This window comes from Parathalassolituus penaei (assembly GCF_026626885.1).
GTDB lineage: Bacteria > Pseudomonadota > Gammaproteobacteria > Pseudomonadales > Oceanobacteraceae > Oceanobacter > Oceanobacter penaei.
Genome location: NZ_JAPNOA010000058.1, coordinates 224,344 through 248,534 on the forward strand (window position 1 = coordinate 224,344; position 24,191 = coordinate 248,534).

Below are 24,191 nucleotides of genomic sequence, written 5' to 3' on the forward strand. Positions count from 1 at the left end.
CCCAGTGCTTCCTTGCGAAGCCTGAATACTCTTGACAGACTTCGCCCAAATTACCAACCACAAGGAATTACCTTGATATGAAAAAACTGGTGTTTGCTATCACTGCATCTGCTCTGCTGTCTGCCCATGTGATGGCCGCTGAAAACGACCCTGTTACCAGCACGCTGAACACCGCCGTTGAAACTGCTGCAACGGTTCAGGCTGCCAAGGAAGCTGGCAAAAACACTGCTGCTGACGCCAAAGCCCAGGCGGAAGCACTGAAAACCGAAAAGACCCAGCAGGCATTGGACAAGGCGTCCAACCTGAAACAGAACGCGACTGACGCTGTGGCTGCCAAAGCCGGTGTGGATGCCAGCGCTGTGACCAATCCGGTGGGGGCCGCCAAAGACAAAGCCAACAGCCTGAAGACCTCTGCCACTGACAAGGCAAACTCCTTGAAGAGCAGTGCCGCCGATAAAGCGGGTGCAGCGACTGGTGTGGATACCGGTGTGGTCAGCAACCCGCTGGCGGCTGCCAAAGACAAGGTTAACAGCACCAAACAAGCGGCTGCTGACAAGGTGACTGGTGCCAAAGACGCCGCTAACGCCAAGGTTGATGGTGCCAAAGATGCTGCTAACGCCAAGGTCGATGGTGCGCAGTCTGCGGCTGCCAAGAAAGTATCTAGTAAGGCCGATCAAGCCAACTCGGCCGTTGAAAAAACCACAGGTATCAAGAAGTTCTGGTAATTTACCGAGCCTAAAAGCTGAGCCAACATGTTTAATACCGGTCAGTTCATAATTGACGGATATTACATACTTTTATATGGGGCATCACTTGCCCCATTTTTCAGAAATAAAAGCCGTCAAACCAACTTGGGACACTCCGAATCACCTTGAAAAGCTGTAAGCGAGTGCTGCTCTTGTGTGAATAAGGCGCGAATGCAGCGAAATGGCGAGTTCATTGGACCGAGTCTTTTTTAAATTCGCCAATAGAGTTCAAATGTGCTGCTGCACTTGTCCTTCGGAGCTTTCGTGATTCACGCTCCCCGATAATCCAGAGTGGTAGTAGGCAAAAGGTTTTTCAGAAGGGGATCTGGCATGAATGCTGATAGTTAAGGACACTCTGAATAACTCGGTGCCCGCTCTGGCTTATCGGGATGGTGATGAATCACGAAGCCGGTTTGAAGGCCCTCTTGCCTAAATCCTGGGGGCTACGTCAAAAACCGGAGACACCGAGTCATCACCATCTCGAAAGCCCCAAAGGGCGCGGGCTTTAGCGCATTTGAGCGGTGTTGACGAACCTGCGCGGCCCGACTTGAAAAGGACCCGTCCAGGTTGGTTCGTCATTTCGCTGTGTTCGTCGCCTTGCTCACAAGCGCTGCAGCACTCGCGCACGACTGCATGGATGCAGGAAGGGCGAAGCAGGAGCCAGAGCCGAGAGCTGTGCAGAGTTATTCAGAGTGTCCTTAAGGGGACATCTATTTAATCCGGTGCCCGCTCTGGGCTTCCGGATGGTTACGAATCACGAAGCCAGTTTGCAGGCCTGACGGGTCAAGTCAAAAACTGGCGACACAGAGTCGGAATCATCCAGCAGCCCCCGAAGGGCGCGGGTTGCCGCTTCACATAGCTGCGTTAGAGAACTTGAAAAGGACTCGTCATTTCGCTGCGTTCTCCGTCTTGCTCTGAGAACCGGCAACACTCGCGCAGAGCTGTGCAGGATTAAATAGATGTCCCCTTAAGCACCAATCGGCATTATTACGCTTCGTTCCATTATCTGCACGGCTTGTTAATTGACACAACCGTATGCCCTCATGGATGGCCTGTTCTCTGGCTGGGTCGGCTGTTGCCCGGATGGGCATGGTGCAGTCAGTTGCGCAGGGCGAATTTGGCAATCAATGATCAGGCTTTGATATTGCTTTTGATTGTCTGGAATTTGTATCTGTTCCGATATCAATGATCACCAGTATTTTGCAAACAGCATGGCTGCTACCACGCTTGCAAGTCCTGCAAATGTGAACTGAAGAATCCGTGCTGACAGATATGGAGACCAGAGTCGTCCGACCAATAATCCTACGCCGGTGGCGCCAATAAAGTACCATCCGGATTCTGTAATCACAGCGCCGTGTGCCAGAGACTGCAAAACCGTGCCGCTGGATACCAGTGTAATCACTGCCAAAGAGGTGGCGACAATGCCATGCATCCCCAGATTACTGAATTGCTGGATACCCGGCACAATCAGGAATCCACCGCCCACGCCCAGCAAACCACTGTTGAATCCGGCCAGTGCACCAATGGCGGCGAGAGTGAAAAAACATTTCGGGTTCCACTGAAAACGGCCAGTCTCTTCGCGCAACATGCAATTTCGCGACAGAGCGACGTGCGTGCGGGATTCCCCATCATGCCAGGCATGCCAGCCCATACGAGCGGCAATAAACAGCAGTAGCAGGCTAAAAAGGGTGGTCAGTGCATGGGTTGGTAGCCAGGCGGCAGCCTTGATGCCCAGTGGTGAGGCGGTAATACCAAAAGCAGCCATTACCAGAGCGGCGCGGTAACGCACCAGCCCATGCCGGAAACCGTCGATGGTGCCAATCAGCGAGCTGATGCCAATGGCAATCAGGGATACAGGCCGTGCTTCTTCAATAGTCATCCCAAGGCCCAGCATCAGTGCCGGTACGGCCAGAGTACCGCCGCTGCCGGTTAATCCCAGAGCGATACCCACGCCGATACCCAGTAGCAGTTCGTTGAGCATAACGACCTCCCGATGGTGAGGTTGGGTGAGTGTTAATAACTGTATGTTCCAAGTATATAACTATATTCTATTTATGGAATGTTGTCTGGTTAAAGTCCGACGGGATTGTCCGCATCTGCGACTGAATCCGTTCCCGCGGCTGTTACCCGGAATAGTGCCGGTCTAGACTGATAACAGGGAAGGCCAACTATCGGGGGTTATATGAAAGTATCGATCATCGGTGTCGGAAAAGTGGGATCGAGCCTCGCATTTGTCCTGTCTACCCGTAATTTTGTGCAGGAACTGGTGCTGGTTGGGCGTTCACCAGAATCCGTGATGGGTGATGTGCTGGATTTGCGCCATGGCCAGCTGTTTGTGGAATGCCCAACCCGGATTGTGGCAGGCACCCTGGCGGATACTGCGGGTTCCGATGTGATTGCCATTTGTGCATCGGCTCCCATGCCTTCCAACATGGCCGACCGCCTCAGTCTTGCGCCTGCCAACGTCGCCCTGATGCAAGGTTTGTTGCCGGAACTGGCGTGTTTATCCCCTGACAGCAAGATCGTGATTGCCTCTAATCCGGTGGATGTTCTGGTGCATTTTGCGCTGGAATTTACCGGCTTCGAGCCACGTCAGGTGATTGGTACCGGTACTTTGCTGGACTCCGCACGTTTCCGGCAGTTGCTTGGGGAAGAACTTCAGATTCATATGGACGATATCCGCGCCAATATTCTGGGTGAACACGGCGATAGCCAATTCCCGGCCATGAGTTGCGCCAATGCAGGTGGTGAACCGATTGATGCCACTCCCGCCCGTTATGCGCTGGCGCAGCAGGCTGCTCGCGCCGGCTTTGAAGTCTTTAATCGCAAGGGCTTCACCAACTACGCAATTGCGCTGGCAGCAGCCGATATTATTCAGGTGATTGCGCTGGATACCCGTCACACCATGCCGGTAAGCCTGAAAGTGGATGGTTTCCTCGGTGTTGATGACGTCTGCCTGAGTTTGCCAGCAGTGGTTGGCAAGCGGGGGATTGAACGCATCCTGCATCCGCAGCTGAACGAGCAGGAGCAGGAAGCGTTTCTGCACAGTGCATCTGTTGTCCGCAAGGTGATCGAGTCGGTGCGCGAACAGACTCCGGCCTGAAGCGCACTGATGGTTGTTGCTGAGCGGGGGATATTCATTCCGGGAATGGTCGCAATCTGGCCGTAGCTGCCCGGAATCGCACTGTTATACTGACGGTTTCCCGCTGTTGAGCGGTTTTCTTCAGGATTGCCGACCCCCATGTCCCTGTCTGCTGTGAATATTCCGGAAGGTTTTGTTGATCTTCAGGATCTGATGCCCGATCTGGTAGTGGCGCTGGCCTACTACTCGGATGACAACTTTGTTGGTGAGCGTATTGATGGATACGAAGCCAACCGTGCCCTGTTAAGCCGACCAGCCGCTGAAGCGGTTCAGAAGGTACAGGCAGCGCTGGCAGCATTCGGACTGGGATTAAAAATTCTGGATGCCTATCGTCCACAACAGGCCGTTGATCACTTCCTGCGCTGGGCCCGGCAGGACGGTCATGAGCAGGGGCGTGAGCGGTTTTACCCTGGCCTCGACAAGGCCACCCTGTTCCGTGAAGGCTACGTGGCCACTCATAGCAGCCACACCCGTGGCAGCACGGTAGATCTCACCATTATTGATCTGGCGACTGGCCAGGAACTCGATATGGGCAGCGAGTTCGACTTTTTCAGTACAGTATCCTGGCCGGAATATCTCGACCTGACCCCGAATCAGCGCGCCAATCGTTTGTTGTTACAAAACCTGATGCTGGAACAGGGCTTTTTGCCATTTGCCCAAGAGTGGTGGCACTTCACCCTGGCCAATGAACCCTGGCCGGATACCTGGTTTGATTTCCCGATTCGTTAATACAGGCCTGTGTTATGAACGCTGACGCGCTGCAGATTGTTGAAGTCGATTTTCACAACCCTGGGCATATGCAGGCCCTGGTGCAATTACTGGATCACTATGCCCATGACCCTATGGGCGGTGGAACAGGGCTCGACCCACAGGTAAAAGCCGAACTGCCACAACGGTTGGCGGGGTTTGCCGGAGCCCACAGCTGGTTGGGATGGGGTGATCAGCAGCCGGTGGCCTTGCTGAATGCCTTTGATGGTTTCTCGACCTTTCGGGCACGGCCACTACTGAATATTCATGATCTGGTGGTGCACGCTGATTATCGTGGGCGCGGGTTAGCGCGCCGGATGCTGGATGTTGCTGGCCAATGGGCACGGCAACGAGATTACTGCAAATTAACGTTGGAAGTGCTTTCTAATAATCGTTCGGCCATGGCTGCCTACCGAGCTGCAGGCTTTGAAGCCTATGAACTGGACCCTCAAGCGGGCCAGGCGCAGTTCTGGCAAAAATACCTCTGAGCCTGTTTTGTCCCTGATTGCCCTGACGCCCGGTTCAGGGTGGTGCTAGATTCCTGTTATGGGTTTACTGAACAGGATAAAAATAATGAAACAGTCGCTCGAACCCCGTTGGTCTTCTTTCTGTGCCAGTAATCAGCGTTGTTGTGACGATGTGTTGGCCTGGCTTGTTACCCCGGTAGATGCTGATCGTGTGCATGCCATCCGGTTGGTCTGCAAAACCCTGCGCGCCAGCTGGCAATGGCTGCAAACCGACGCTGACACCAGACGTATCGCTCGTCAGCGTGGACGTGTGCTGGCGCAGGTAGCTGCCTTGCTGGCCGATCATCGGGAGCAGCAGGTGATGGCTGATTGGTTACAGCAACTGAGCGACAAGAGTACTGGCAGCCAGCGTCTGGCGCTGGGATATGCCAAACGCCGTTTGCTGACGCCTATTTCCGAGGCGTTGACACTGGATGTTGCCGGGCTGGAACTGGTCTTCCGTGATGAGATGTTGCTGTGGCGAAACCTGGCGCGTCAGTCAGTGAGTAAACGCTGGTGGCAAACGGGTTATCAGCGTTGCTGGCAAAAAGCGGCCGATCTGGCAGCCGATGCCTGTCTCAACGACAACAGCCTTGCGTATCACAGCTGGCGCAAATGGGTGAAATACGAACTGCTGGTCGGGCGACTGGTGCACATCGAATCCCTCGCCCGCGACAGTGGCCGCAAGGCGGGTGCCTACTGGCAGCAGCGGCAAACCGGTCTGCATCAGCTGGCATCACAACTCGGTGACTTCCATGATTTGTGTGTGTTACGCCAGCGTATCCAGGCTTTGGAGTTCAGTCGCAAAGTGCCTGCCTGGCCACAGCAGGTAGTGGTAGTGCTGGACGCGGAAATGGAGCAACTGAAGTGTGCTCTGGCAGGGCAGCGACTGGCCTGTTATGAGCTGCAAGAACCACAACGTCACGCCGGTTAATCGGTTACCGGGTTAGTAGGCGAGCTGGTTGATGGAGTGGATTGTCGGTAAATAGCTGCCTGTAGAAACAGAACCAACAAAACAGAACCAATAAAAAAGCACCCGAAGGTGCTTTTTTATTGCCTGACGTTGGCACTGGATACCGATAATCAGTAACCAAACAGATGCGGCAGGAAGGTAACGCTCTCTGGAATAAAGGTGATGATAGCCAGCACTGCAACCTCCACCAGGAACATTGGCATGATGCAACGGGACAGCTTGCCCATACCCACCTTGGCGATGGAGTCCGCCACAAACAGGCAGATCCCCATTGGTGGAGTGATCAGACCAATCATCAGGTTGAAGATCACCACAATACCGAAGTGAGTCGGGTCGATGCCCAGGCTCATGGCGATTGGATGCAGGATTGGCAGCAGGATCAGCATGGCTGCAATACCTTCCAGGAACAGACCAACCAGCAGCAGGATGGCGTTGACCATCAGCAGGAACATCCATGGATCAGTTACAGTGTTCAGAACCGCCTGACTGATCGCCTGTGGAATCTGGGAGAAGGTCAGCAGCCAGTTCGCCGCCGCCACTACCGCAATAATCAGCAGGATCACGGACGAATCACGCATGGCACGCACAAAAATTTCTGGCAGTGCCGATACTTTCAGGCTCTTCAGCACAAACATACCGGCCAGCAGGGCGTAACCGGCCGCCAGAGCCGCGGCTTCAGTCGGGGTAACAATACCGGTCAGGATTGAGCCAACAATAAACACTGGCATCAACAGCGGTACCCAGGCATCCATCAGCGCCTTGAAGCGTTCTTTCATGCTCAGTTTCGGCATTGGCTCAGCGTAGTGGGCCGCGGTGAAACGCACATAAATAGACAGACCAATAGCCAGGAAAATACCCGGAGCCACACCGGCCAGGAACAGGCCAGGTACAGATACACCGGTGGTGATCAGGGCATAAATGATTACCGGAATACTCGGTGGAATCATTGGGCCAATCACCGATGACGCAGCGGTCAGGGCGGCGGCAAATTCACGTGGGTAACCGGCCTTTTCCATGGTCGGAATAAACACACGACCGAGAGCAGAAGTATCAGCAACCGCAGAACCGGACAGACCGGCAAAAATCACCGATGCCCAGATGTTTACCTGCGCCAGACCAGCCTTGGTGTGACCTACCAGAGCGTTGGCGAAACGGATAATACGGTCGGTAATACCACTTTCATTCATCAGCTCACCGGCCAGAACGAACAGCGGAATCGCCAGAATTGCGAAGGAATCGATGCCACTGAAAATACGCTGGGCAACCAGAGAAGCCGGGAAAGGCGTTTCCAGTACCACATAACCGGTGACGGACAACAGGATGCCAAACGCAATCGGAGCACCCAGCAGCAGCAGGAAAACAAGAACAATAATAGCCAGCATGGAATTACTCTCCCTGTTCCGGATGAGTGAAGTGACGAACAATCTTGACGACAGCAGCGATGCTCAGACAGACGCCACCAACTACCATGGCTGATTGGAACCAGTACATTGGCAGGTTGACGCCAGTGGCCATCAGGGCACCACGCTTGGCCACAAAGTCATAACCGGACCAGATCAGAATCACACCGGCTGCCAGCGCAATCACGTCGTGGGTCAGGTAGATCCAGCGGTGATGTTGCTTCGGCGTCAGACTTTCGAGGAAGGTAAAACGGATGTGACTGTTGTGCAGGTAACACAGGGTCATACCGAACATAACGCCGTAAATCATGGCGTATTTGGCAACCTCCTCACCCCATTGGATGGAGGTACCCAGCAGATAACGCATCAGGGCGCCGATCAGGATCACGGCGAACACAACCAGAAGCGATCCGCCGGTCAGAAACGCGAGCAGACGTGAATAAAGTGAAAACATGAATGGAATCCGATTAGGAGAACACTCTGCCAACAATCCGGTTGGCAGAGTGAACGGTACGAGGATTACTTGGTGGCAGCAGCGTCAACCGCGCTCTGAACCTTGGTGATCCAGGTTGGATCAACTTCTTTTTCCAGCCAGGAGATAACGGCTGGTTGGGCAACGGCGCGGAACTTGTCCAGCTGTTCAGCGGTAGGGGTAGTGATGGTCATACCCTTGGCGGCCAGAGCGGTCAGACCTTCAGCCGAGTTGATCTGCTGGATGGCACGACCGGCAATGGCTGCAACCTGGGCTGCACGCTTGACGATCTGCTGATCTTCCGCTGGCAGCTTGCTGAAAATGGCGTCGTTGATCAGGAAGAAGTCAGCACCGTAAACGTGGCCGTCCAGGGTCATGTACTTCTGCATTTCGTAAAACTTGTTGGCGTAAATAACGGAAACCGGGTTTTCCTGACCGTCGACAACACCGGTGGTCAGAGCGGCTGGCACTTCTGGCCATGCGATAGGAGTTGGCTCACCACCCATGGCTTTAACCATTTCCACGTACAGTGGTTGGGTCATAACACGGATTTTAAGACCAGCCAGATCTTTTGGCTCGGAAACCGCACGCTTGGAGTTGGTGAAGTTACGGAAACCGGTTTCACCGTAAGCCAGAGTGCGCAGACCGGTTTTGGCCAGGCAGTGTTCGCTCAGTTGTTTACCGAAGTCGCCATCCAGAACAGACCAGGCAACCGGAGCAGACGGGAACAGGTAAGGGATTTCCAGTACACCGGCTTCAGGGCATACACGGGCAAACGGACCAGACACCATGGCCATGGTCAGAGTACCTTCCTGGGCAGACTGAACCAGGTCGGTTTCACCGCCCAGCTGACCAGATGGGTATACGTTTACCTTGATACGGCCCGCACTTTCCGCTTCAACCAGTTCTTTGAAAACCTTGGCAGCGGCACCTTTCTTGGAGGTGGTCCACTCAACAGGGTCAACGTGGCCCAGGGTGATGGTGGTTTCTGCAAATGCAGGAACGGAAGCGGCAACCGCCATGGCACTGGCCAGCAGGGCTTTGGTCATGGATTTCATATTCACATCTCCAGTCAGGATTCAGGATCCCATTGGTTATTGTTATCAGTGTTCTTTCGGGCAGAACCGGATGTTTTTTGGTAGGCGGTGGAGACCACCTGTTTTGATCCGAGCGCTAAGTCAGGGGTAGCTGCAGGCTGTGCAGATTTATCCGACATTGTCTCATCGTATCCATAGATTTCAAAAATATAGGATACTTTTCAAAACGCCGGACACTCTGCGACAGCGACCCAACTAAGAAAAGTGAGATTTCAGGCGCGTATCCATATCGAAAACCGCATGAATCAGGATTGGTGGAAGTTTGCGGGGGATGGCGGCGGCTGACTCGGTCGAAATAGCGACATTTGAGCACCCAAATAGGGCGTTAATGGCCGACAGACGGTAGTGGGCTCAAGTGATGATCATGATCCACAGGGGGCGCTGGGCAATTGTCATGGATAGCAACAAGATGCCAGACAGGCATACAAGTCAGGCGGCAGCCGCAGCACCAGAGTTGGAACACGGGGTGATCTGAGCCAGCGGGCAGGAGAAAAAGGCAATTTCTGTCCATGCTTGTCAAAAACGGAATATCGCTCTGCTTAAAGAGTAATCAATGGTTGGCGTCAGCTGGTGTATCTTCTCGCCACTTTCGCAGCCGAAAGCCGTTCTGTCGGTCGCTGGAACCCATTTTCAGCACCGATAACATAACAACCGGACGGTTTATCTCACCCAGGCTGCTCATCGGGAGATTTGTTACATGATCAAACTTGGCCTTATTGGTATTTCCATTTCCCAGTCTCGTGCTCCGTCCCTGCACACCACTCTCGGTGAAATGTTCAATATTCCGGTGACTTACGAACTGTTCGACCTGAGTGAAAACACTCCGGAAGCGTTTGAAGCCACCCTGAAGCAACTGATTGATCAGGGCTATACCGGCACCAACGTTACTTTCCCGTTCAAGCAAGTGGCTACCGGTTACACCAGCAGCGTTAACACGGCTGTTGAGAAAATGGGTGCGACCAACACCCTGCGTCTGCAAGGTGGCGTGGCCGCTTTTAACACAGACTACACCGGTTTTATCCGTGGTTACCGTGGCCGTTGTGGCGATCAGCCAGCGGGCAAGGTGCTGATGATTGGTGCTGGCGGTGTTGGCCGTGCGGTGGCCTTTGGTCTGTTTGAACTGGGTGCAACCGAGCTGCTGGTGTGTGACATGAACGTCGCCAGCGCCGAGTCTCTGGTTCAGGCTCTGGCGGCTTATGGTTACAAGGCTTCTGTGGTGGCTCATGCCGATGTGGCCGATGCCGCCCGTGGTGTCGATGGTCTGGTGAACTGTACTCCGGTTGGTCACTACAAGACTCCGGGTAACCCGCTGCCACTGGACGCATTTGGCGGTCAGCGTTGGGCATTTGATGCCGTTTACACCCCGCTGGACACTGAATTCCTGATCGCGGCGGCTGACAAAGGCCTGCAGATTGTTTCCGGTTTTGACCTGTTCTTCTACCAGGGCGTAGATGCCTTCGAAATCTTCACTGGTTTCAAAGTGGAAGACGACCAGGCGGCCCTGCGTCATTTTATGAAGAAATTTGATATCCAGAGCAAGCTGTTGGGCTGAGCTCCGGGTTCATAACTGCGTTATGTGCTCTTGGCCGACGGTAGTGTCGGCCTTTTTTTGACCCGTTCACCCTGGCGGGTTTTTTTATGTCTGGCGTTTGGCCGGGCGTCGATTTTTCCTCGTTCCCACGATCCCTCGTGGGAATGCAGCGGTTTTTACTTTGCCTGACGCCTGACGGCTACTCGGCTTGTTAACTTGCTACGTTGCTTGCCCTCTTGGGGGACCTTGTCCCCCGGCCGGGCGGGCCTCCCCCTGCTTTTGCCCGACTGGGCTCGTTTTTCCGGTATTCCCCGACAACGGCTTTTCGACCCCGGCCAGATGGCACGTCCCTGTGCCCTGTCTATCGGTAAAAATAGGGCCTTGCGGGGCATCCATGCCCCGGCAGGGTCGGCCGTTGCGGTGAATCCCGGCTCGCCCAGATGGGCATTTGGCAGCCAGCTGAGCTGGGTGAAATCGATGTAAATGGATGCTCTGTTGTAGTGTGGGCATTTATGCCCACAAGATCTGGCCCGACACCCGACACCCGACACCCGACGCCCGACGCCCGACGCCCGACGCCCGACGCCCGACGCCCGACGCCCGACGCCCGACGCCCGACGCCCGACTAAAAAACAAAACGGGCCTTTGGGGCCCGTTTGGTTTTGTGTGGTGTCGATATGTGAAAGATCAGGATGTCTTGAAATCGCTGTCTTCAATTCCGGGCCGTTGGTAACGCTGGTGAATGGCGTTTAACGGACGGTCGTAGTTGACGTAGTTGAACAGCCAGTCGACCAGTGTCACCAGTTTGTTGCGGAAGCCGATCAGCGACAGGATGTGAATAAACATCCATACAAACCAGGCGAACGGGCCGTGGAATTTCCAGCGTGGCAGGTCAACGACGGCGCGGTTGCGGCCGATGGTGGCCATGGTGCCTTTGCTGTTGAATACGTATGGCTCTACTTCCTTTCCACTCACCATCTGGGCAAACACTTCACCCAGCCAGGCGGCCTGGTCCATGGCGACGGCTGCCATCATTGGCAGGCCACGTGGGTCTTTGTCGGTCTGGCAGGCTGCGCAGTCGCCCAGGGCAAATACATCGGCCATACCACGCACGCGGAACCACTGGTCAATCTGGATACGACGACCCGGGTTGATCAGTTCCTGGCTGATGCCTTCAACCGGATTACCTTTGACTCCCGCAGTCCAGATCACGGAACGAGCCGGGAATTCCGAACCATCGGCTAACAACAGGCGTTTGCTGTCGTAGGAATCCACCTTGGCACCAACACGAACTTCCACACCAATGTCTTCCAGATAACGTTTGGTGTTATCCGATGCTTCCTGAGACATGGCGCCGAGCAGACGTGGGGCAGCTTCAAACACGGTGATCGACATACGGCTGAAGTCGAAGTTCGGGAAATCTTTTGGCAGAACGTGGCGTTTCATTTCGCCCAACGCACCGGCCAGTTCCACACCTGCTGGGCCACCACCAATAATGGCGATGTTCATCAGTTCGGTTTGCTGGTTTGGGTCCTGGGTGTGGGTTACCTGTTCGAGGTTCTGCAGGATGAAGTTACGGATATTGAGTGCATCCGGTACCGACTTCAGTGGCAGCAGCTGGTTGCTGGTGGAGTCGAACTGGAAGAAGTTGTTGGTACTGCCAGTGGCCAGCACCAGATAGTCGTAATCCAGATCACCTGACTCGGTGGTTACACGTTTGGCGGTGGTATCCACCATCTTCACTTCACCCATCTGGAATTTCACATTGGAAACACCACGCAGGGCACGACGAATCGGGTAACTGATGCTGTCGGGTTCGAGGCCGCCGGTGGCTACCTGATACAGCAGGGGCTGGAAGGTATGGTGGTTGTTCTTGTCGAGCAGGATTACATCGAGGGCTGGTTCGCCTTTCCGGCGTTTACCCAGTTTTTTCGCCAGTTGCAGGCCGGCAAAGCCGGCACCAACAATGATGACCCGTGGCGTCCGGGATGGTGTGTTGTCAGTCATGGTTACGGACTCGCTATCTATGTTATTCGAAATCGGTAAACCAGTGATTGTTGTGGTGGAGCGGTCACAGCACACAACAGGTACTGGCAGCCCCGGTCGCGGCTGGCGTCCATAAAGAGAAACTGTTTTCGGGCGGAGGAGTGATGTGGCGCACGGTGCGCTTACTGATCCGTCATTCCATGAACGCGGCAAGTCGGAGGGGCTTGAATGCGTGTATTAGACGCCAATCTTTGACGAATATCTGTGTTTGTTTTTGCAACAAACCTGCACATTTGTTGGTTTATTGTTGCTGAAAATGGGCCTCGTTATTGCCTTCTATCACTATTGGGCATTCCTGTTATTCCATTTTTCGATTTTATTTTTGGGCTACGATCGTTTACTGCAGGAGCTTTCTGAATCTTTGCAATTCGCCAGGCAAGTATTGGCGGGCCAAAAAAACCGCCCGAAGGCGGTCAAAAATTGTCGAGAGTCGACAAGGAACCCTGGGCATCCTGGTGGGCGTTGAGAGGCTTCCTTGCCTGAATGCTGTTTGTTCTGTTTGGATTGGCCGGGATCAGTGATTACCAACCGCGCGTGACTGGGCCGCCAGTCGAATAAAGGCGTTGGCTTCGCCGTAACGGTCGTAATTGCCAACCCGTTGCAGGATTTCGCAGAACACGCCGTGTACTTCACGGGTATAGAAGTGGAAAAACTCACCGTCCTCGTTGCGGTCGTAAAGGATGTTCCACTGCTGCATTCGGGCCAGCAGCTTGTTGTCGATCTGGAAGCGCGCTTGCAGATCGCGGTAGTAGTTGGCCGGAATATCCAGATGCAGGTGCGCCGGTACACATTCGGCGGCCTTGAAGATGTCTTCACAGGCAAATGCCAGCTGGTGCACACCGGAACCGTGGGTGGTATCGATAAAACGCTGGGCCGCGGCCGAACGGGCAGTAGTCATGTTGATCGGAATACGCACACGTTTGTTCTGGTTCAGTGCCGTGCGGCTGACCACCAGACCGTAGATGTCTGGCAGGTCCTGACTGGCTTCGACGTTGAAGTCAAACAGGCTCTTGTACAGGAAGGCTGCCGATAGAAAATCGGTGCTGGCAACGGTCTGGCCGATATGGTCGATGCGGATCAGGCCAGCGCTGCTACCAGAGCGAGTGGTTTCCAGTGGCTCAAAGTCGAGTTCAAAAAAACGTACCGGCTTGCGTTCTACGAAGTACATCAGGCTGTCGCCGATGCCACGAATGGCTGGAATATTCAGTTCACCCGGACCGGTCTGGTTGGTAAAACGGGCACAGTGGAACTGGTCAGCGCGTTTCATCACCTTTTTCAGGCTAGGGGTGCTGAATGCCAGCGCACACACAGACACACCGTGTTTTTCAAAATGCTGGTGCGCCTGACTGGCCGGTTCACGGTTCAGCACCAGGTTGATATCGCCCTGACGCATCAGCGACACCTGTTTGGATTTGTGCTGGTGGGTTTCTTCAAAGCCGAGCTGGCTCAGCAGCTGCACCAGTTCTTCTCCGGATTCACCGGCCACTGCAAACTCTACGAACTCAACGTCATCGACCAGTTCTTCCGGCGTGTGATCGGCTGGCAGTTCACTCTGCTGGTCTAGCCAGATCAGCGAACGCATACCGTCAACGGCGCGGTCTTCTGGCGAGGAGGCACGGAAGTCGTCGTTAAAAATCTCGTGGGAAACGTAGTCGTCGAAGCCTTTTTCTTTCAGGGCTTTCATGAACTCCACCACTGGGAAGTCACCCTGACCCGGGAAACAACGGTAGTGACGGCTGTATTGCAGAATCTCGCGCATTTGCAGGTACGGCGCATCGGCAACCTGTACCAGTGCGATTTTTTCGACCGGGATTTCATTACGCATGCAATCGAGGGTGGCACCACGAGAGAACATGTGGAAGGTGTCGAGGCAGATACCCAGGTTTGGATGGTCGGCGCGTTTGACGATATCCCATGACTTGTCGTAGTCGGCAACGTGGCGACCCCAGGCCAATGCTTCGTAGGCCAGCAGGAAGCCTTCGGCCTTGGCCAGTTCGGCCAGCTCATACAGGTCGGCAGCGGCACGAGCGTTGTCGTCAACCGAGTAGGGCGACACGTTGCTGCACATCAGGGTGCGTTTGGTGCCCAGCTCATGCATCAGCTCGAATTTTTTCTGCATCCGATAGAAGTTGGCGCTGCGCATTGGCTCCGGCATGGCTTCGAAATCACGCATTGGCTGCAGGGCAATAATCTCCAGACCGTGGTCGGCCGCCATCAGGCGTACATCGCGAGGGCTGCCTGGAAACTGGGTCAGGTCATTCTCGAAAATCTCGACGCCCTGAAAGCCGGCTTTGGAAGCGGCTGCAAATTTCTGCTCCAGGGTTCCGGAGATGGAGACGGTTGCCAATGCTGTTTTCATGATGGTTGTCCTCGTGTGCACCAGCCCCGGGTCGGGGGATTGCTCAGTGGGCGCATAAACTAAGCCGCTTCAGTCTCGTTCAAAAATGAAATTCCCTGCTGCTCGTATGCTGCTAATGCTATGCGCCGGGCATGAAAAGACCTGTAAAAGTACCCAAACAGGTTGTTATTCCGTTTTTTCCGATTTTGTATGTTGATTTCAATCAGCGTCCAGTGTAAAAACCCTACGAAACCAAAAATAACCTATATTTTCGAAATTTGAGGTTAGTTTTATGATGGAGAACCGCATCAAGTACCGCCACCTGCAATGTTTCCTGGAGGTTTCCCGCCAGGGGAGCGTTGGGCGTGCGGCGGATGTTCTGGCTCTCACCCAGCCAGCCGTTTCCAAAAAACTGAAAGAACTGGAAGACATGCTGGGAGTGCGCTTGCTGGATCGCAGCAAGAAAGGGGTAGAGCTGACACAATTTGGTGAGGTCTTCATCAAGTACGCCGGTACCAGTGTGGCGGCATTGCGCGAAGGTGCTAACAGTGTAGCCGAGGCCAAACACAAGGGCCGGGCACGCTTGTCCATTGGTGTATTGCCAACCGTAGCCGCCAGCCTGATGCCAATGACCGTCCAGAAATTCCGTGAGTCTGGTCTGGATGTGACCCTGAACATCGTATCGGCCCAGAACACCTTGCTGCTGAGCCAGTTGCGTGTGGGTGAGCTGGATCTGGTGATTGGTCGTCTGGGGGAGCCTGAACAGGTTACCGGTCTGACCTTTGAACACCTCTATTCCGAGCGTGTGAGTTTTGTTGTTCGCCCTGGTCACCCGCTGCTGCAGGGTAATTTTGATGCCAGTGGTATTGCCGAGTACACCGTACTGTATCCGCCACAGGGCTCCATTATTTTCCCGGCGGTGGAAAGTTATATGGTGGCGCTGGGCATTGGTTCTATCCCGGATCGTATCGAGACTATTTCCGACTCGTTCGGCAAGGAATACACCCGTCACTGCAACGCCATCTGGATTGTGTCGCGTGGTGTAGTCAGCCGTGAACTGGAGAGCGGTGAGCTGGTCGAACTGCCATTGGCTGGTCAGGAAACCCTCGGCCCGGTTGGCCTGACGATTCGTGCCGACCGTGTTCCGTCTGCCCAGCTGCGTTTGCTGATGGATGCCGCTCGTGAAAGCGCCCGTCAGATTGTGCATGGCAGTACACCATCTGCTGTGGTAATGCCGGATCGTATGGCTAGCTGAGGCCTGTGTTTATTCTGTTTGAGCCCGATTTTTTGTTCTGAATCGACATTTGTCGAACCCTGTTTAGCGGTGGCTACGGCCACCGTTTTTTTTGCCTGCTGTTTTATACCGTTAACTTTATGGGTTCGTATTCATGGGTTTGTATTGGCAGGTGTGCAAACGCTGTCGAGTGGCCAGTTGGCGTCGTTCGAACCTGGGAAATCGTCAGAACCTATATAAGAAGCCTGAGCCCGGCAGGTTGGATTCCTGCCGGTATTCGGAAGTGAAGCCTGAGCCTCAGATGGGCAGGGCAGAGCCCTGACTGATGTGGTGCAGCAAACAAGCCGCGGCTTCCTCTTCCTTGTCATTCAGCAGAAGATCCAGCAGCTCTTTATGTTCATCCACCACACCCTGACCACGGAACGGACGCTTTTTCAGGGCCAGCACCTGGTAACGCATAAAGAGTTCCAGAATGGTGCTGTGATAACGGATCAGTTGTCGCGAGCCGCAATTGGAAACAATGGTCATATGGAATTCGCGATCAGCCTTCTCCCAGTCCGGGGCGTAGGTCTGTTCGTCTTCCAGCATTAATGACTGGGCACAACTGAGTCGATAGTGGGCGCTGATCAGCTGCGATTTCCATTCAATCAGGCTTTTACGATTGCGCATTGATTTTTGCAGGCCGAGTATTTCCAGAGTGCTGCGCAGCTCAATAAGCTCTTCAAGGTCTGAAACCGAGACACTGTTTACCCGGAATCCTTTCTGGTCTTCAAACAGCACAAACCCTTCTGATACCAGACGCATCAGGGTTTCGCGCAGGGTATTGATGCTGACGCCATAACGCTGTTGCAGAGCGTTGAGCTTCAGGCGTTCATTAGGCGGAAGAGTGCCGGTGATGATGTCGTGGCGAATGGTTTCGTAGGCTGTTTTGCCTACCAGTTTTTTTTCTTCTGCGTTATTCATGTCGAATCCAGGATGTGCCTGCCACTCAGCCTGAGGATAGGCTGGTGGCCATGCTACACCATTGTTCCGGACGTGTGCCAATTCACGTCAGGGTTTATGCCTATTCCAGACGTTCCGGTTTGCCATTATTGCGACGTTCCTGCTTCCAGTCGGCTTCGCTGATAGCAGCGTCGGCTCCTGGGGTTTCAGCCAGCATCACAAAATAGTTTTCCTTGTTTTTGTCTTTCATTACGTCGGCACGTGGGCGGCCTTTCACTACGTAGACGGTTTGCAGGTTCTGGTGATCAAACGCCCGCCACTGTTCGTCACCTTTGATACCGGTGTACGAATAGTTTTCCAGTGCGCTGATGACCTTGCCGGTATCGGTTGTTCCGGCACGGCGAACCGCATCGGCGTACTGATGCACCACATTGTAGGCTGAAGCGGCACCTGCTGACGGCGAATGCTGGAAGCGGTCGGTATAACGGTTCACAAACAGGCGGGCGTCATCGAGATTCAGAGCCGCCGGTACATCGTAGTTCCAGGCCATGGCGCCAATCACACCGTCCATGGCACCAGCTCCGGCTTCGCGTGCGGTTTCCAGATCGACCACTGGAACCACAATGGTGAAACGTTCCTGCACGTTACGTTTTTGCGCCAGTTGCAAAATAGTCGCGAGATCTTTCCCGTATTGGCTTAACACCAGCACGTTAGCGTCCGAGTTCATGGCCGCGGCCAACGCGTTTTCGAGATCTTTCTGGCTCGGTTTCGGATATTGCACCGGCACGTTCGGGTGGGCAGCGGTGTCTTCTGTTCCTGTTACCTCGCGCATGGAGGCTTCGGCCGAAAATCCCCAGCTGTCACTGGCAGTAATGTAGAAAAATTTGTGTTCACCGGGCAGGGTCTGGAGGTAGTTGCCAATCGCCTTGGCACCCATACGGGCGCTGATGGACTCGCGGAAAATATTGCGATGACCTTTTACACCAGTGAGTTCGTTGGCGGAGGCCTGGGTCGCAAAATAGATAATGTTCTGGCGGCTGGCTTCACGTCCGAGGGCGCGGGCCACTTCGCTGGAGCTGCCGCCCAGCATCATCAGGGCACCGGCTTGTGCCTGAGTTGCGGCATTATTGGCGGCACGTTCCGGTTCGGATGCAGTATCGTCGCTCAGCAATTCGAGTTTGCGACCGAGTACACCACCGCGGCTGTTGATTTCTTCGACTGCGAGCAAGGCACCTTCGGCCTGGGCAAAGCCATGTTCCTTGTAACGGCCGCTGGCCGGATAGTGCAGACCAATCTTGAGGGGCTCCGCAGCATTGACCGGTACGCTCAGTGAACCGGCAACAGACGCCATCAACAGTGAGAAGAGTGCTGTTCCGGCACCCATACGAGCGGCAAATTTGTGAATGCTCACCATTTTCCGTGTCCTGATTTTTATTATGGGAATAGCAAACCATAACATGATGGACTGTGGGAAAAATGGCTCAGCGGGCATGGCAGGTCATGATGTTCTTTGCCGTCAATATGCCGAAAGTTGAATATGGCGATGCTTTGAAATTGTCACCTTTGTCACTTATCGGTCAGCCATTGGGCGTCAGTCATGTCATGCCGATGGGCCCGTCAGCCTATGGGTGAATCAGGTACTGGCGGGCCGCTGTAAATGCAGGAACCAGCCACCCAAAGCGCCAATCGCGCTGCCGATGGAAATATCCAGCAGGCGAATCAGCACCAGTTCATCGTGGGGCATACCGGTGCTGGCTACACCCGCGAAGATCACGGTTAACGGGGTGATAAAAATCACGGCAAGTCCGTAGTTCCGCAGAATCAGCGATTCAATCACGATACTCAGACCAATAATCGCAAAGCTCAGCCCCCAGGGGCCCATTGGAATCTGGAAAATCAGCCAGGCCAGTACCAGACCCACTGCAGTACCCACAATACGCTGGACCTTGCGCATCCATACCAGTCGGAAGCTGGTGCCCTGCAGAATCGCCGCACAGGATATTGGGACCCAATAGGGGTTATGCAGCTCCAGCAAATGCGCGATCTGGTAACTCAGGCCAATCAGGCCACCGGTGATCAGGGCCTCGCGAACCAGAGGACGAATCCGTTCGGACGCCTGTGGCAGCGGTGTACGGACTTCCGGCGTCGGGAACAGCAGGCTATACAGAAACACCAGCAGGCATGAGGACATGCTGCCCAGCATGATCAGGCCCACTCGTTGCGGAATACTGTGCAGATCAAACGGTATTACCGTGGCAATGGCTGCCACCATAATAAAGAAGAAGTTACCGGGTGGTGAAATCCGGAAATAACGGCAGATCAGGGTGATCATAAAAGATGCCAGCCCCAGCACCACCGCGCCAAGTACCGGATGCCAGGCGGCCAACAATCCCAGCGCCACACTGGCTGCCATTCCGAAGGCCACCACCTGCATGGTCACCATACGTCTGCCAAGACTGGCAGCTGGCATATACATCACTGCCATCGCGCCCATACAGGCCATCAACCCACTCTGAAATGCGCCTAATGCCGCACCAATAAAGGCCGGAACCGCACAACATAAGGCCACCAGCATGGCGTGGTGCCATGGGCGTGGGCTGGGGTTCAGGGCAACCAGCGCCTTGAGATGATCTCCAAAGGTAATGGGAAGTGGTGCTGTGTTGGTGGACATATGAGAGGAAAGCTCTGCAGGAGATGGTTAACAGATTAACGGAATTGCCGAGGCGGTTAAACGGCGCAGCAACAGGAACAGGCAAGTGCCGCCAATAATATTGGCAACCGCTGACATTGGTCAGGATTCGTCCCGACCAAACTTGAATACAGGAATGTCAGGTGTAAACCGCAGTAAATTGACTGAGGAATGGGGCATAACGGCCAAAGTCGTAACGTTCGTCCGGTTTTTGCAAATGAAGTGCCGCAAAACATGAAGAATGACTGGCTGCTGTGTATATTCTTTGTACTGGATATTAGCGGAGCCTTGTCCATGTACAGCTCAAGGAGCGGCAAATCGATACGATTTGTCAGAGCAGTCATTAATTTTATCATCGCTTTGCTGCTGTTCAGCACGGCGTCTGCGTATGGCGAGTCGCCCCTGTTGCGGCTGGCCGTTATCAGTGAACGAGCCAGCAGCCCTGGCGCAACGCTGGCAGAGATGACCGATTTCCATCGACGTTTGGGCCAGCACCTGGCAGCGGCCGGTATCAGCCTCGCACCGCTGCTGGTGGTCGACAGTATTGATCAGTTAAAAGGCCTTGTACGGCGTCATGAAGTGGATGCTTTCTTTGAGAGTATGTTTGCCACTCTGGATGTCAGCCATCTTGATGACGCCTGGCAGCCGCAACTGTTGATGTGGCGTCAGGGCCAGCGCAACTACCACAGCGTCTTTTTTGTTCGTAATGACAGCACCATCACGTCGCTGGACGACTTGTCTGGCAAGACTGTGGTATTCGAGTCCGCACGTTCGACATCGGCGTTCCATTTGCCGCGTCTGATGCTGGAGCAGAAAGGTTATCAGGTGTTGCCCGACGGTCAGATCAGCCGTTTACCAAGCCGTTATGTGAATTACCGTTTCGCCGAATCCGAAATTAATCAGGCTTACTGGGTCGACCGGCAACGGGCCGATGTTGGCGCCTTTAACGATGGTGACTGGCAGCGTTTGCCAGAGTCTCTGCGTGAGCATCTGCGGATTATTGGTCATACCAGCCCCGTGCCGCGCTGGCTGTTTTCGCTGGATACCCGTCTGCCTGCCGAGATGCAAGCGGCCGTGAACCGCTCGTTGTTGCAGTTGATGAAGAATGAAGACGATCGCAAGTCTCTGCAGGAGGCCAGTGGGGTTACCCAGATCGAACCACTGACCGCTGCCGACAGGAACAATCTGGCTCAATGGATGGAGGCGCTGCATGGCCAGTGACAAGCTCAGTCATCGTTATGCCTTTCTGGTCGCCGGACTGTTCTCGCTGCTGATTCTGCTGGTGTTGATATTGCTGTGTGTGAGTGTGTATCTGCGCACCGCCGGTTTGCGTGATCAGCTCACAGATACCTTCAGCAGCAGCCACGACAACTATGTGAGTGCCGCTCTGCTGGATAACGCCAGTTACCTTAGTGAACGTTTGTTTGATCCTCTGTATCGCCTCGACGTTACCCGTATCAACGAAGAAGTTCAGGATATCTACAACTGGTTGCGTCCCAAACGGGTGCTGGTACTGGATGTGGATGGCCTGATTCTCAGTGATGGTACGGATGCTAATCCCCATTATGCCGAGCAGCAGCCGGTGCCTGAGCAGTTGCGCGATCAACAGCCGCATTTGCTGGAGCAAAATGGTCAGGAGAGTTTGTATTTCCCGGTGGTGCATTTTGGTGAACTGGCGGGATTTGTGCGCATCGACCTCAACCCGGCCATGGCCGGTGGTGGCATGGCCGAGCTGGAATCCCGCGTGGAAGATTACTGGGAGGGTTTCCTGGTCAACCTGCTGGTCATTGCCGCCAGTGGTCTGGCGCTGGTGGTGCTGATGACCGCTGGCCTGATCCGTTATCTGCGGGAATCACTGTCGGAACCCATCCTCCATATGATTGAGGCGGCGGAAGAATTCGCCCGTGGCAATCTGGGCTTTCGTCTGACCGATCTGGCGATGGGAGAGGGCGAAGTGCGTCGTTTGGGGAATGCCCTGATCCAGATGGCCGCCGATTTGTCACATGCGGAGCGGCGCATCATGCGTCAGGCCAATTTTGACGTATTAACCGGTCTGCCCAATCGATTGTTTGCCTTGCAGGAACTGGAACGCATGCTGCTGCTGGCGGGTAAACACAACACCCGCGTTGCTGCTATGTTTCTCGACCTGGATGATTTCAAGAAGGTCAACGACACCCTTGGGCATGAAGCCGGTGACCAGCTGCTGGTGGAAGCAGCCGAACGTATTCGTGCCTGTTTGCGTGGCCATGACGTTGCTGGCCGCCTTGGCGGCGATGAGTTTCTGGTGCTGATGGGCAGTATGACGGAGCTGGATGACAGCCGTACCTTGCTGGAGCGCCTGATGAACCGTTTCCGCCAGCCGTTCCATTTGCCTGGCGGACACGAACTGGTGATTACCGTCAGTATTGGTGTGGCGATATATCCGGACCATGCCAGCGACGTATCAACCCTGTTGCGCCATGCCGATGTGGCCCTTTACGAAGCTAAAGGTGGCGGCCGCAACATCGGCAAATTCTTCGAAGAAGGCATGAACCAAGGTATGAAACGGCGTTTGTTGCTGGAGCAGAAGATCCGTGAATCGTTGGTCAAAAACCGTTTTTATTTGTCCTATCAGCCAGAGTTTGATATCGCCACCGGTCAGATGGTGGGTGTTGAGGCGTTATTGCGCTGGCGCTGTGAAGAGTTGGGTGATGTTGCGTCCGACGAGTTTATTCCGGTGGCGGAGAGTACCGGCCTGATCATACCGCTGGGCGAAATGGTCTGGCGGACAGCGGTGCAGCAACTGGCCAGCTGGCGTCGTACCCGTCCGGATTTCCAGCTGGCGGTGAACTTGTCACCACGCCAGTTCCGTGATACCGGCCTGATCAGCGGTATTGCCCGTGAGCTGGAGCACTCCGGCGTTTGTGCCGAGGGCATTACTTTCGAGATTACCGAAGGGGTGTTGCTGGATGATCAGCTTAACAGCGACCGTCTGCTGCAACGCCTGCGTGACATGGGCTTTTCGGTAGCGATGGACGATTTTGGTACCGGTTATTCTTCTCTGAGTTACCTGCGTAGCCATCCGTTTGATGTGCTGAAGGTCGACAAGACGTTTATCCAGGAACTGGAAAGTCATCCCCGCGATCGTGAGTTGTTGAGGGCTGCTGTGGATATGGCCCATGCTCTGAATCTCAAGGTGGTAGCAGAGGGCATTGAAACCAGTGCGCAGTTGCACTGGTTACGGGATATGGGCTGCGACAGCGGGCAGGGTTATCTGTTTTGCCGTCCTGTCAGTGCAGCCGATATCGATCGTTTGCTGGTGGCTTTTTCGGGGGCCGGCCGTCTGGCGGAAGTGAAAAACCTTCAAACGCCGGGGGCAGACCGTTTCGGCACTGCAGGCTGACACAGCTCCAGCCAGGCCAGTAATCCGGCCGAGCGATATTTCTGGCGGTGCAGAATGATGTACAGCATCCGGTGGAAGTCGCGCCCTGGCACTTTCAGTTCGATCAGGCTGCCACGGCGAAAAGCATCGGCCAGAGTAATGCGGGATAAACAGCCAATCCCCAGATTGGCTTCCACCGCACGTTTGATGGCTTCGGTGTGTTGTAACTCAATCACGATGTTGAGTTTGGGCAGCAGACCATGCAAGGCGCGATCAAAGGCCTGACGGGTACCGGAGCCGGGTTCGCGTAAAATCCAGGGGGCTGCCAGCAGGTCGTCATCGTTGAGTATGCCGGTTTGTGCCAGCGGATGCCCCGGATGGCAAAACACCACCAGTTCGTCCGGCCGCCACGGCTGGATATCCAGGTCGGGATGATTGATTTCCCCTTCAATCAGGCCGATATCCAGCTCGAAGTTCAGCACCCGATCAACAATATGCACCGTGTTCTCAACATCAAGATGCACCCGCGCCCCCGGATGGCGGCGCATGTGTTCTGCGATTAAACCCACCGCCAGATAGTTACCAATCGACAGGGTTGCGCCCACTCGCAGCTCACCGGCGCGATTGTGTTTTAACAGCGCCTCTTCCAGTTCTTCGGCCTGATGCATCAGGGCTTCGGCTCGGGGCAACAACAGGCGGCCCTGTTCATTCAGTTGCAGACGTTTGCCAATGCGGTCAAACAGCTGCAGATCAAAACGTTCTTCCAGATCGCGCAGGGCGCTGCTGGCGGCACTTTGTGACATCGCCAGCTCGTCGGCAGCCCGGGTGAGGTTGCCGTGGCGGGCAATGGTCAGGAAGACCTCAAGCTGGCGCAGGCTGTAACGCATGGGCAAATCCCTTATTGAAAAAACCGGATAAGTATATCGGAATATCCCGTTTTACCGAATGGTCGGCGGGGCATACAGTA

General features: G+C 54.6%; 19 protein-coding genes. 9 read left to right on the top strand and 10 right to left on the bottom strand.

The window, feature by feature from the left end:
• Positions 1-77: 77 nt before the first annotated feature.
• Positions 78-725: a hypothetical protein gene (locus tag OUO13_RS17730; protein WP_283175237.1), complete on the top strand. Its 648-nt coding sequence runs from the start codon at positions 78-80 to the stop codon at positions 723-725.
• A 1,210-nt stretch (positions 726-1,935) separates the two neighbouring features.
• Here OUO13_RS17730 and OUO13_RS17735 read toward each other — a convergent pair.
• Positions 1,936-2,727 carry a sulfite exporter TauE/SafE family protein gene (locus OUO13_RS17735; RefSeq protein ID WP_283175238.1) on the bottom strand — a complete coding sequence of 264 codons (792 nt, stop codon included), beginning with the start codon at positions 2,725-2,727 and terminating at the stop codon, positions 1,936-1,938.
• Positions 2,728-2,928: 201 nt separating this feature from the next.
• On the opposite strand from OUO13_RS17735, the gene OUO13_RS17740 reads away from it, so the two are divergent.
• The 4 genes from OUO13_RS17740 to OUO13_RS17755 all read left to right on the top strand — a co-directional run bounded on the left by OUO13_RS17740 (position 2,929) and on the right by OUO13_RS17755 (position 6,075).
• Positions 2,929-3,849: a malate dehydrogenase gene (locus tag OUO13_RS17740; protein WP_283175239.1), complete on the top strand. Its 921-nt coding sequence runs from the start codon at positions 2,929-2,931 to the stop codon at positions 3,847-3,849.
• Between the two features lie 138 nt (positions 3,850-3,987).
• Complete coding sequence (locus OUO13_RS17745; RefSeq protein ID WP_283175240.1) at positions 3,988-4,617, top strand: M15 family metallopeptidase; 630 nt, start codon at positions 3,988-3,990, stop codon at positions 4,615-4,617.
• A 14-nt stretch (positions 4,618-4,631) separates the two neighbouring features.
• Positions 4,632-5,123 (top strand): GNAT family N-acetyltransferase, encoded by a 492-nt coding sequence (locus tag OUO13_RS17750; protein ID WP_283175241.1) that lies wholly within the window; start codon positions 4,632-4,634, stop codon positions 5,121-5,123.
• Positions 5,124-5,208: 85 nt separating this feature from the next.
• Positions 5,209-6,075 carry a CHAD domain-containing protein gene (locus OUO13_RS17755; RefSeq protein WP_283175242.1) on the top strand — a complete coding sequence of 289 codons (867 nt, stop codon included), beginning with the start codon at positions 5,209-5,211 and terminating at the stop codon, positions 6,073-6,075.
• Between the two features lie 149 nt (positions 6,076-6,224).
• Here OUO13_RS17755 and OUO13_RS17760 read toward each other — a convergent pair whose 3' ends face one another.
• The 3 genes from OUO13_RS17760 to OUO13_RS17770 all read right to left on the bottom strand — a co-directional run bounded on the left by OUO13_RS17760 (position 6,225) and on the right by OUO13_RS17770 (position 9,044).
• Complete coding sequence (locus OUO13_RS17760) at positions 6,225-7,496, bottom strand: TRAP transporter large permease (RefSeq protein WP_283175243.1); 1,272 nt, start codon at positions 7,494-7,496, stop codon at positions 6,225-6,227.
• Positions 7,497-7,500: 4 nt separating this feature from the next.
• A complete protein-coding gene (locus OUO13_RS17765) occupies positions 7,501-7,968 on the bottom strand; it encodes a TRAP transporter small permease (RefSeq protein WP_283175244.1) in 468 nt (155 codons plus the stop codon).
• A 65-nt stretch (positions 7,969-8,033) separates the two neighbouring features.
• Positions 8,034-9,044, bottom strand: coding sequence for a DctP family TRAP transporter solute-binding subunit (locus OUO13_RS17770; protein WP_283175245.1), 1,011 nt, complete (start codon positions 9,042-9,044; stop codon positions 8,034-8,036).
• Between the two features lie 736 nt (positions 9,045-9,780).
• Between OUO13_RS17770 and OUO13_RS17775 the strand changes: the two genes are divergently transcribed.
• Entirely contained in the window at positions 9,781-10,635 is an 855-nt protein-coding gene (locus tag OUO13_RS17775; protein WP_283175246.1) for a shikimate dehydrogenase family protein, read from the top strand.
• Between the two features lie 666 nt (positions 10,636-11,301).
• Here the strand turns inward: OUO13_RS17775 and OUO13_RS17780 are convergent.
• Positions 11,302-12,621 carry an NAD(P)/FAD-dependent oxidoreductase gene (locus OUO13_RS17780; RefSeq protein ID WP_283175247.1) on the bottom strand — a complete coding sequence of 440 codons (1,320 nt, stop codon included), beginning with the start codon at positions 12,619-12,621 and terminating at the stop codon, positions 11,302-11,304.
• A gap of 553 nt (positions 12,622-13,174) precedes the next feature.
• Positions 13,175-15,019 (bottom strand): bifunctional sugar phosphate isomerase/epimerase/4-hydroxyphenylpyruvate dioxygenase family protein, encoded by a 1,845-nt coding sequence (locus tag OUO13_RS17785; protein ID WP_283175248.1) that lies wholly within the window; start codon positions 15,017-15,019, stop codon positions 13,175-13,177.
• A 271-nt stretch (positions 15,020-15,290) separates the two neighbouring features.
• Between OUO13_RS17785 and pcaQ the strand changes: the two genes are divergently transcribed.
• Positions 15,291-16,253, top strand: a complete 963-nt coding sequence (pcaQ, locus tag OUO13_RS17790) for a pca operon transcription factor PcaQ (protein WP_283175249.1) — start codon at positions 15,291-15,293, stop codon at positions 16,251-16,253.
• A gap of 276 nt (positions 16,254-16,529) precedes the next feature.
• Here pcaQ and OUO13_RS17795 read toward each other — a convergent pair whose 3' ends face one another.
• The 3 genes from OUO13_RS17795 to OUO13_RS17805 all read right to left on the bottom strand — a co-directional run bounded on the left by OUO13_RS17795 (position 16,530) and on the right by OUO13_RS17805 (position 19,845).
• A complete protein-coding gene (locus OUO13_RS17795; protein ID WP_283175250.1) occupies positions 16,530-17,195 on the bottom strand; it encodes a GntR family transcriptional regulator in 666 nt (221 codons plus the stop codon).
• Between the two features lie 100 nt (positions 17,196-17,295).
• Entirely contained in the window at positions 17,296-18,588 is a 1,293-nt protein-coding gene (locus OUO13_RS17800; protein WP_283175251.1) for an ABC transporter substrate-binding protein, read from the bottom strand.
• Between the two features lie 219 nt (positions 18,589-18,807).
• Positions 18,808-19,845 (bottom strand): FUSC family protein, encoded by a 1,038-nt coding sequence (locus tag OUO13_RS17805; RefSeq protein ID WP_283175252.1) that lies wholly within the window; start codon positions 19,843-19,845, stop codon positions 18,808-18,810.
• A gap of 480 nt (positions 19,846-20,325) precedes the next feature.
• Between OUO13_RS17805 and OUO13_RS17810 the strand changes: the two genes are divergently transcribed.
• Together OUO13_RS17810 and OUO13_RS17815 are read left to right on the top strand one after the other, a co-directional pair.
• Entirely contained in the window at positions 20,326-21,084 is a 759-nt protein-coding gene (locus OUO13_RS17810) for a phosphate/phosphite/phosphonate ABC transporter substrate-binding protein (protein WP_283175253.1), read from the top strand.
• Entirely contained in the window at positions 21,074-23,245 is a 2,172-nt protein-coding gene (locus OUO13_RS17815; RefSeq protein ID WP_283175254.1) for a putative bifunctional diguanylate cyclase/phosphodiesterase, read from the top strand. The genes OUO13_RS17810 and OUO13_RS17815 overlap by 11 nt, the downstream gene beginning before the upstream one ends.
• On the opposite strand, the gene OUO13_RS17820 is transcribed toward OUO13_RS17815, so the two are convergent.
• On the bottom strand, positions 23,206-24,111 hold the full coding sequence (locus OUO13_RS17820) for a LysR family transcriptional regulator (protein ID WP_283175255.1): 906 nt from the start codon (positions 24,109-24,111) through the stop codon (positions 23,206-23,208). The two genes, OUO13_RS17815 and OUO13_RS17820, sit on opposite strands and share 40 nt — an antisense overlap.
• Positions 24,112-24,191: the final 80 nt, after the last annotated feature.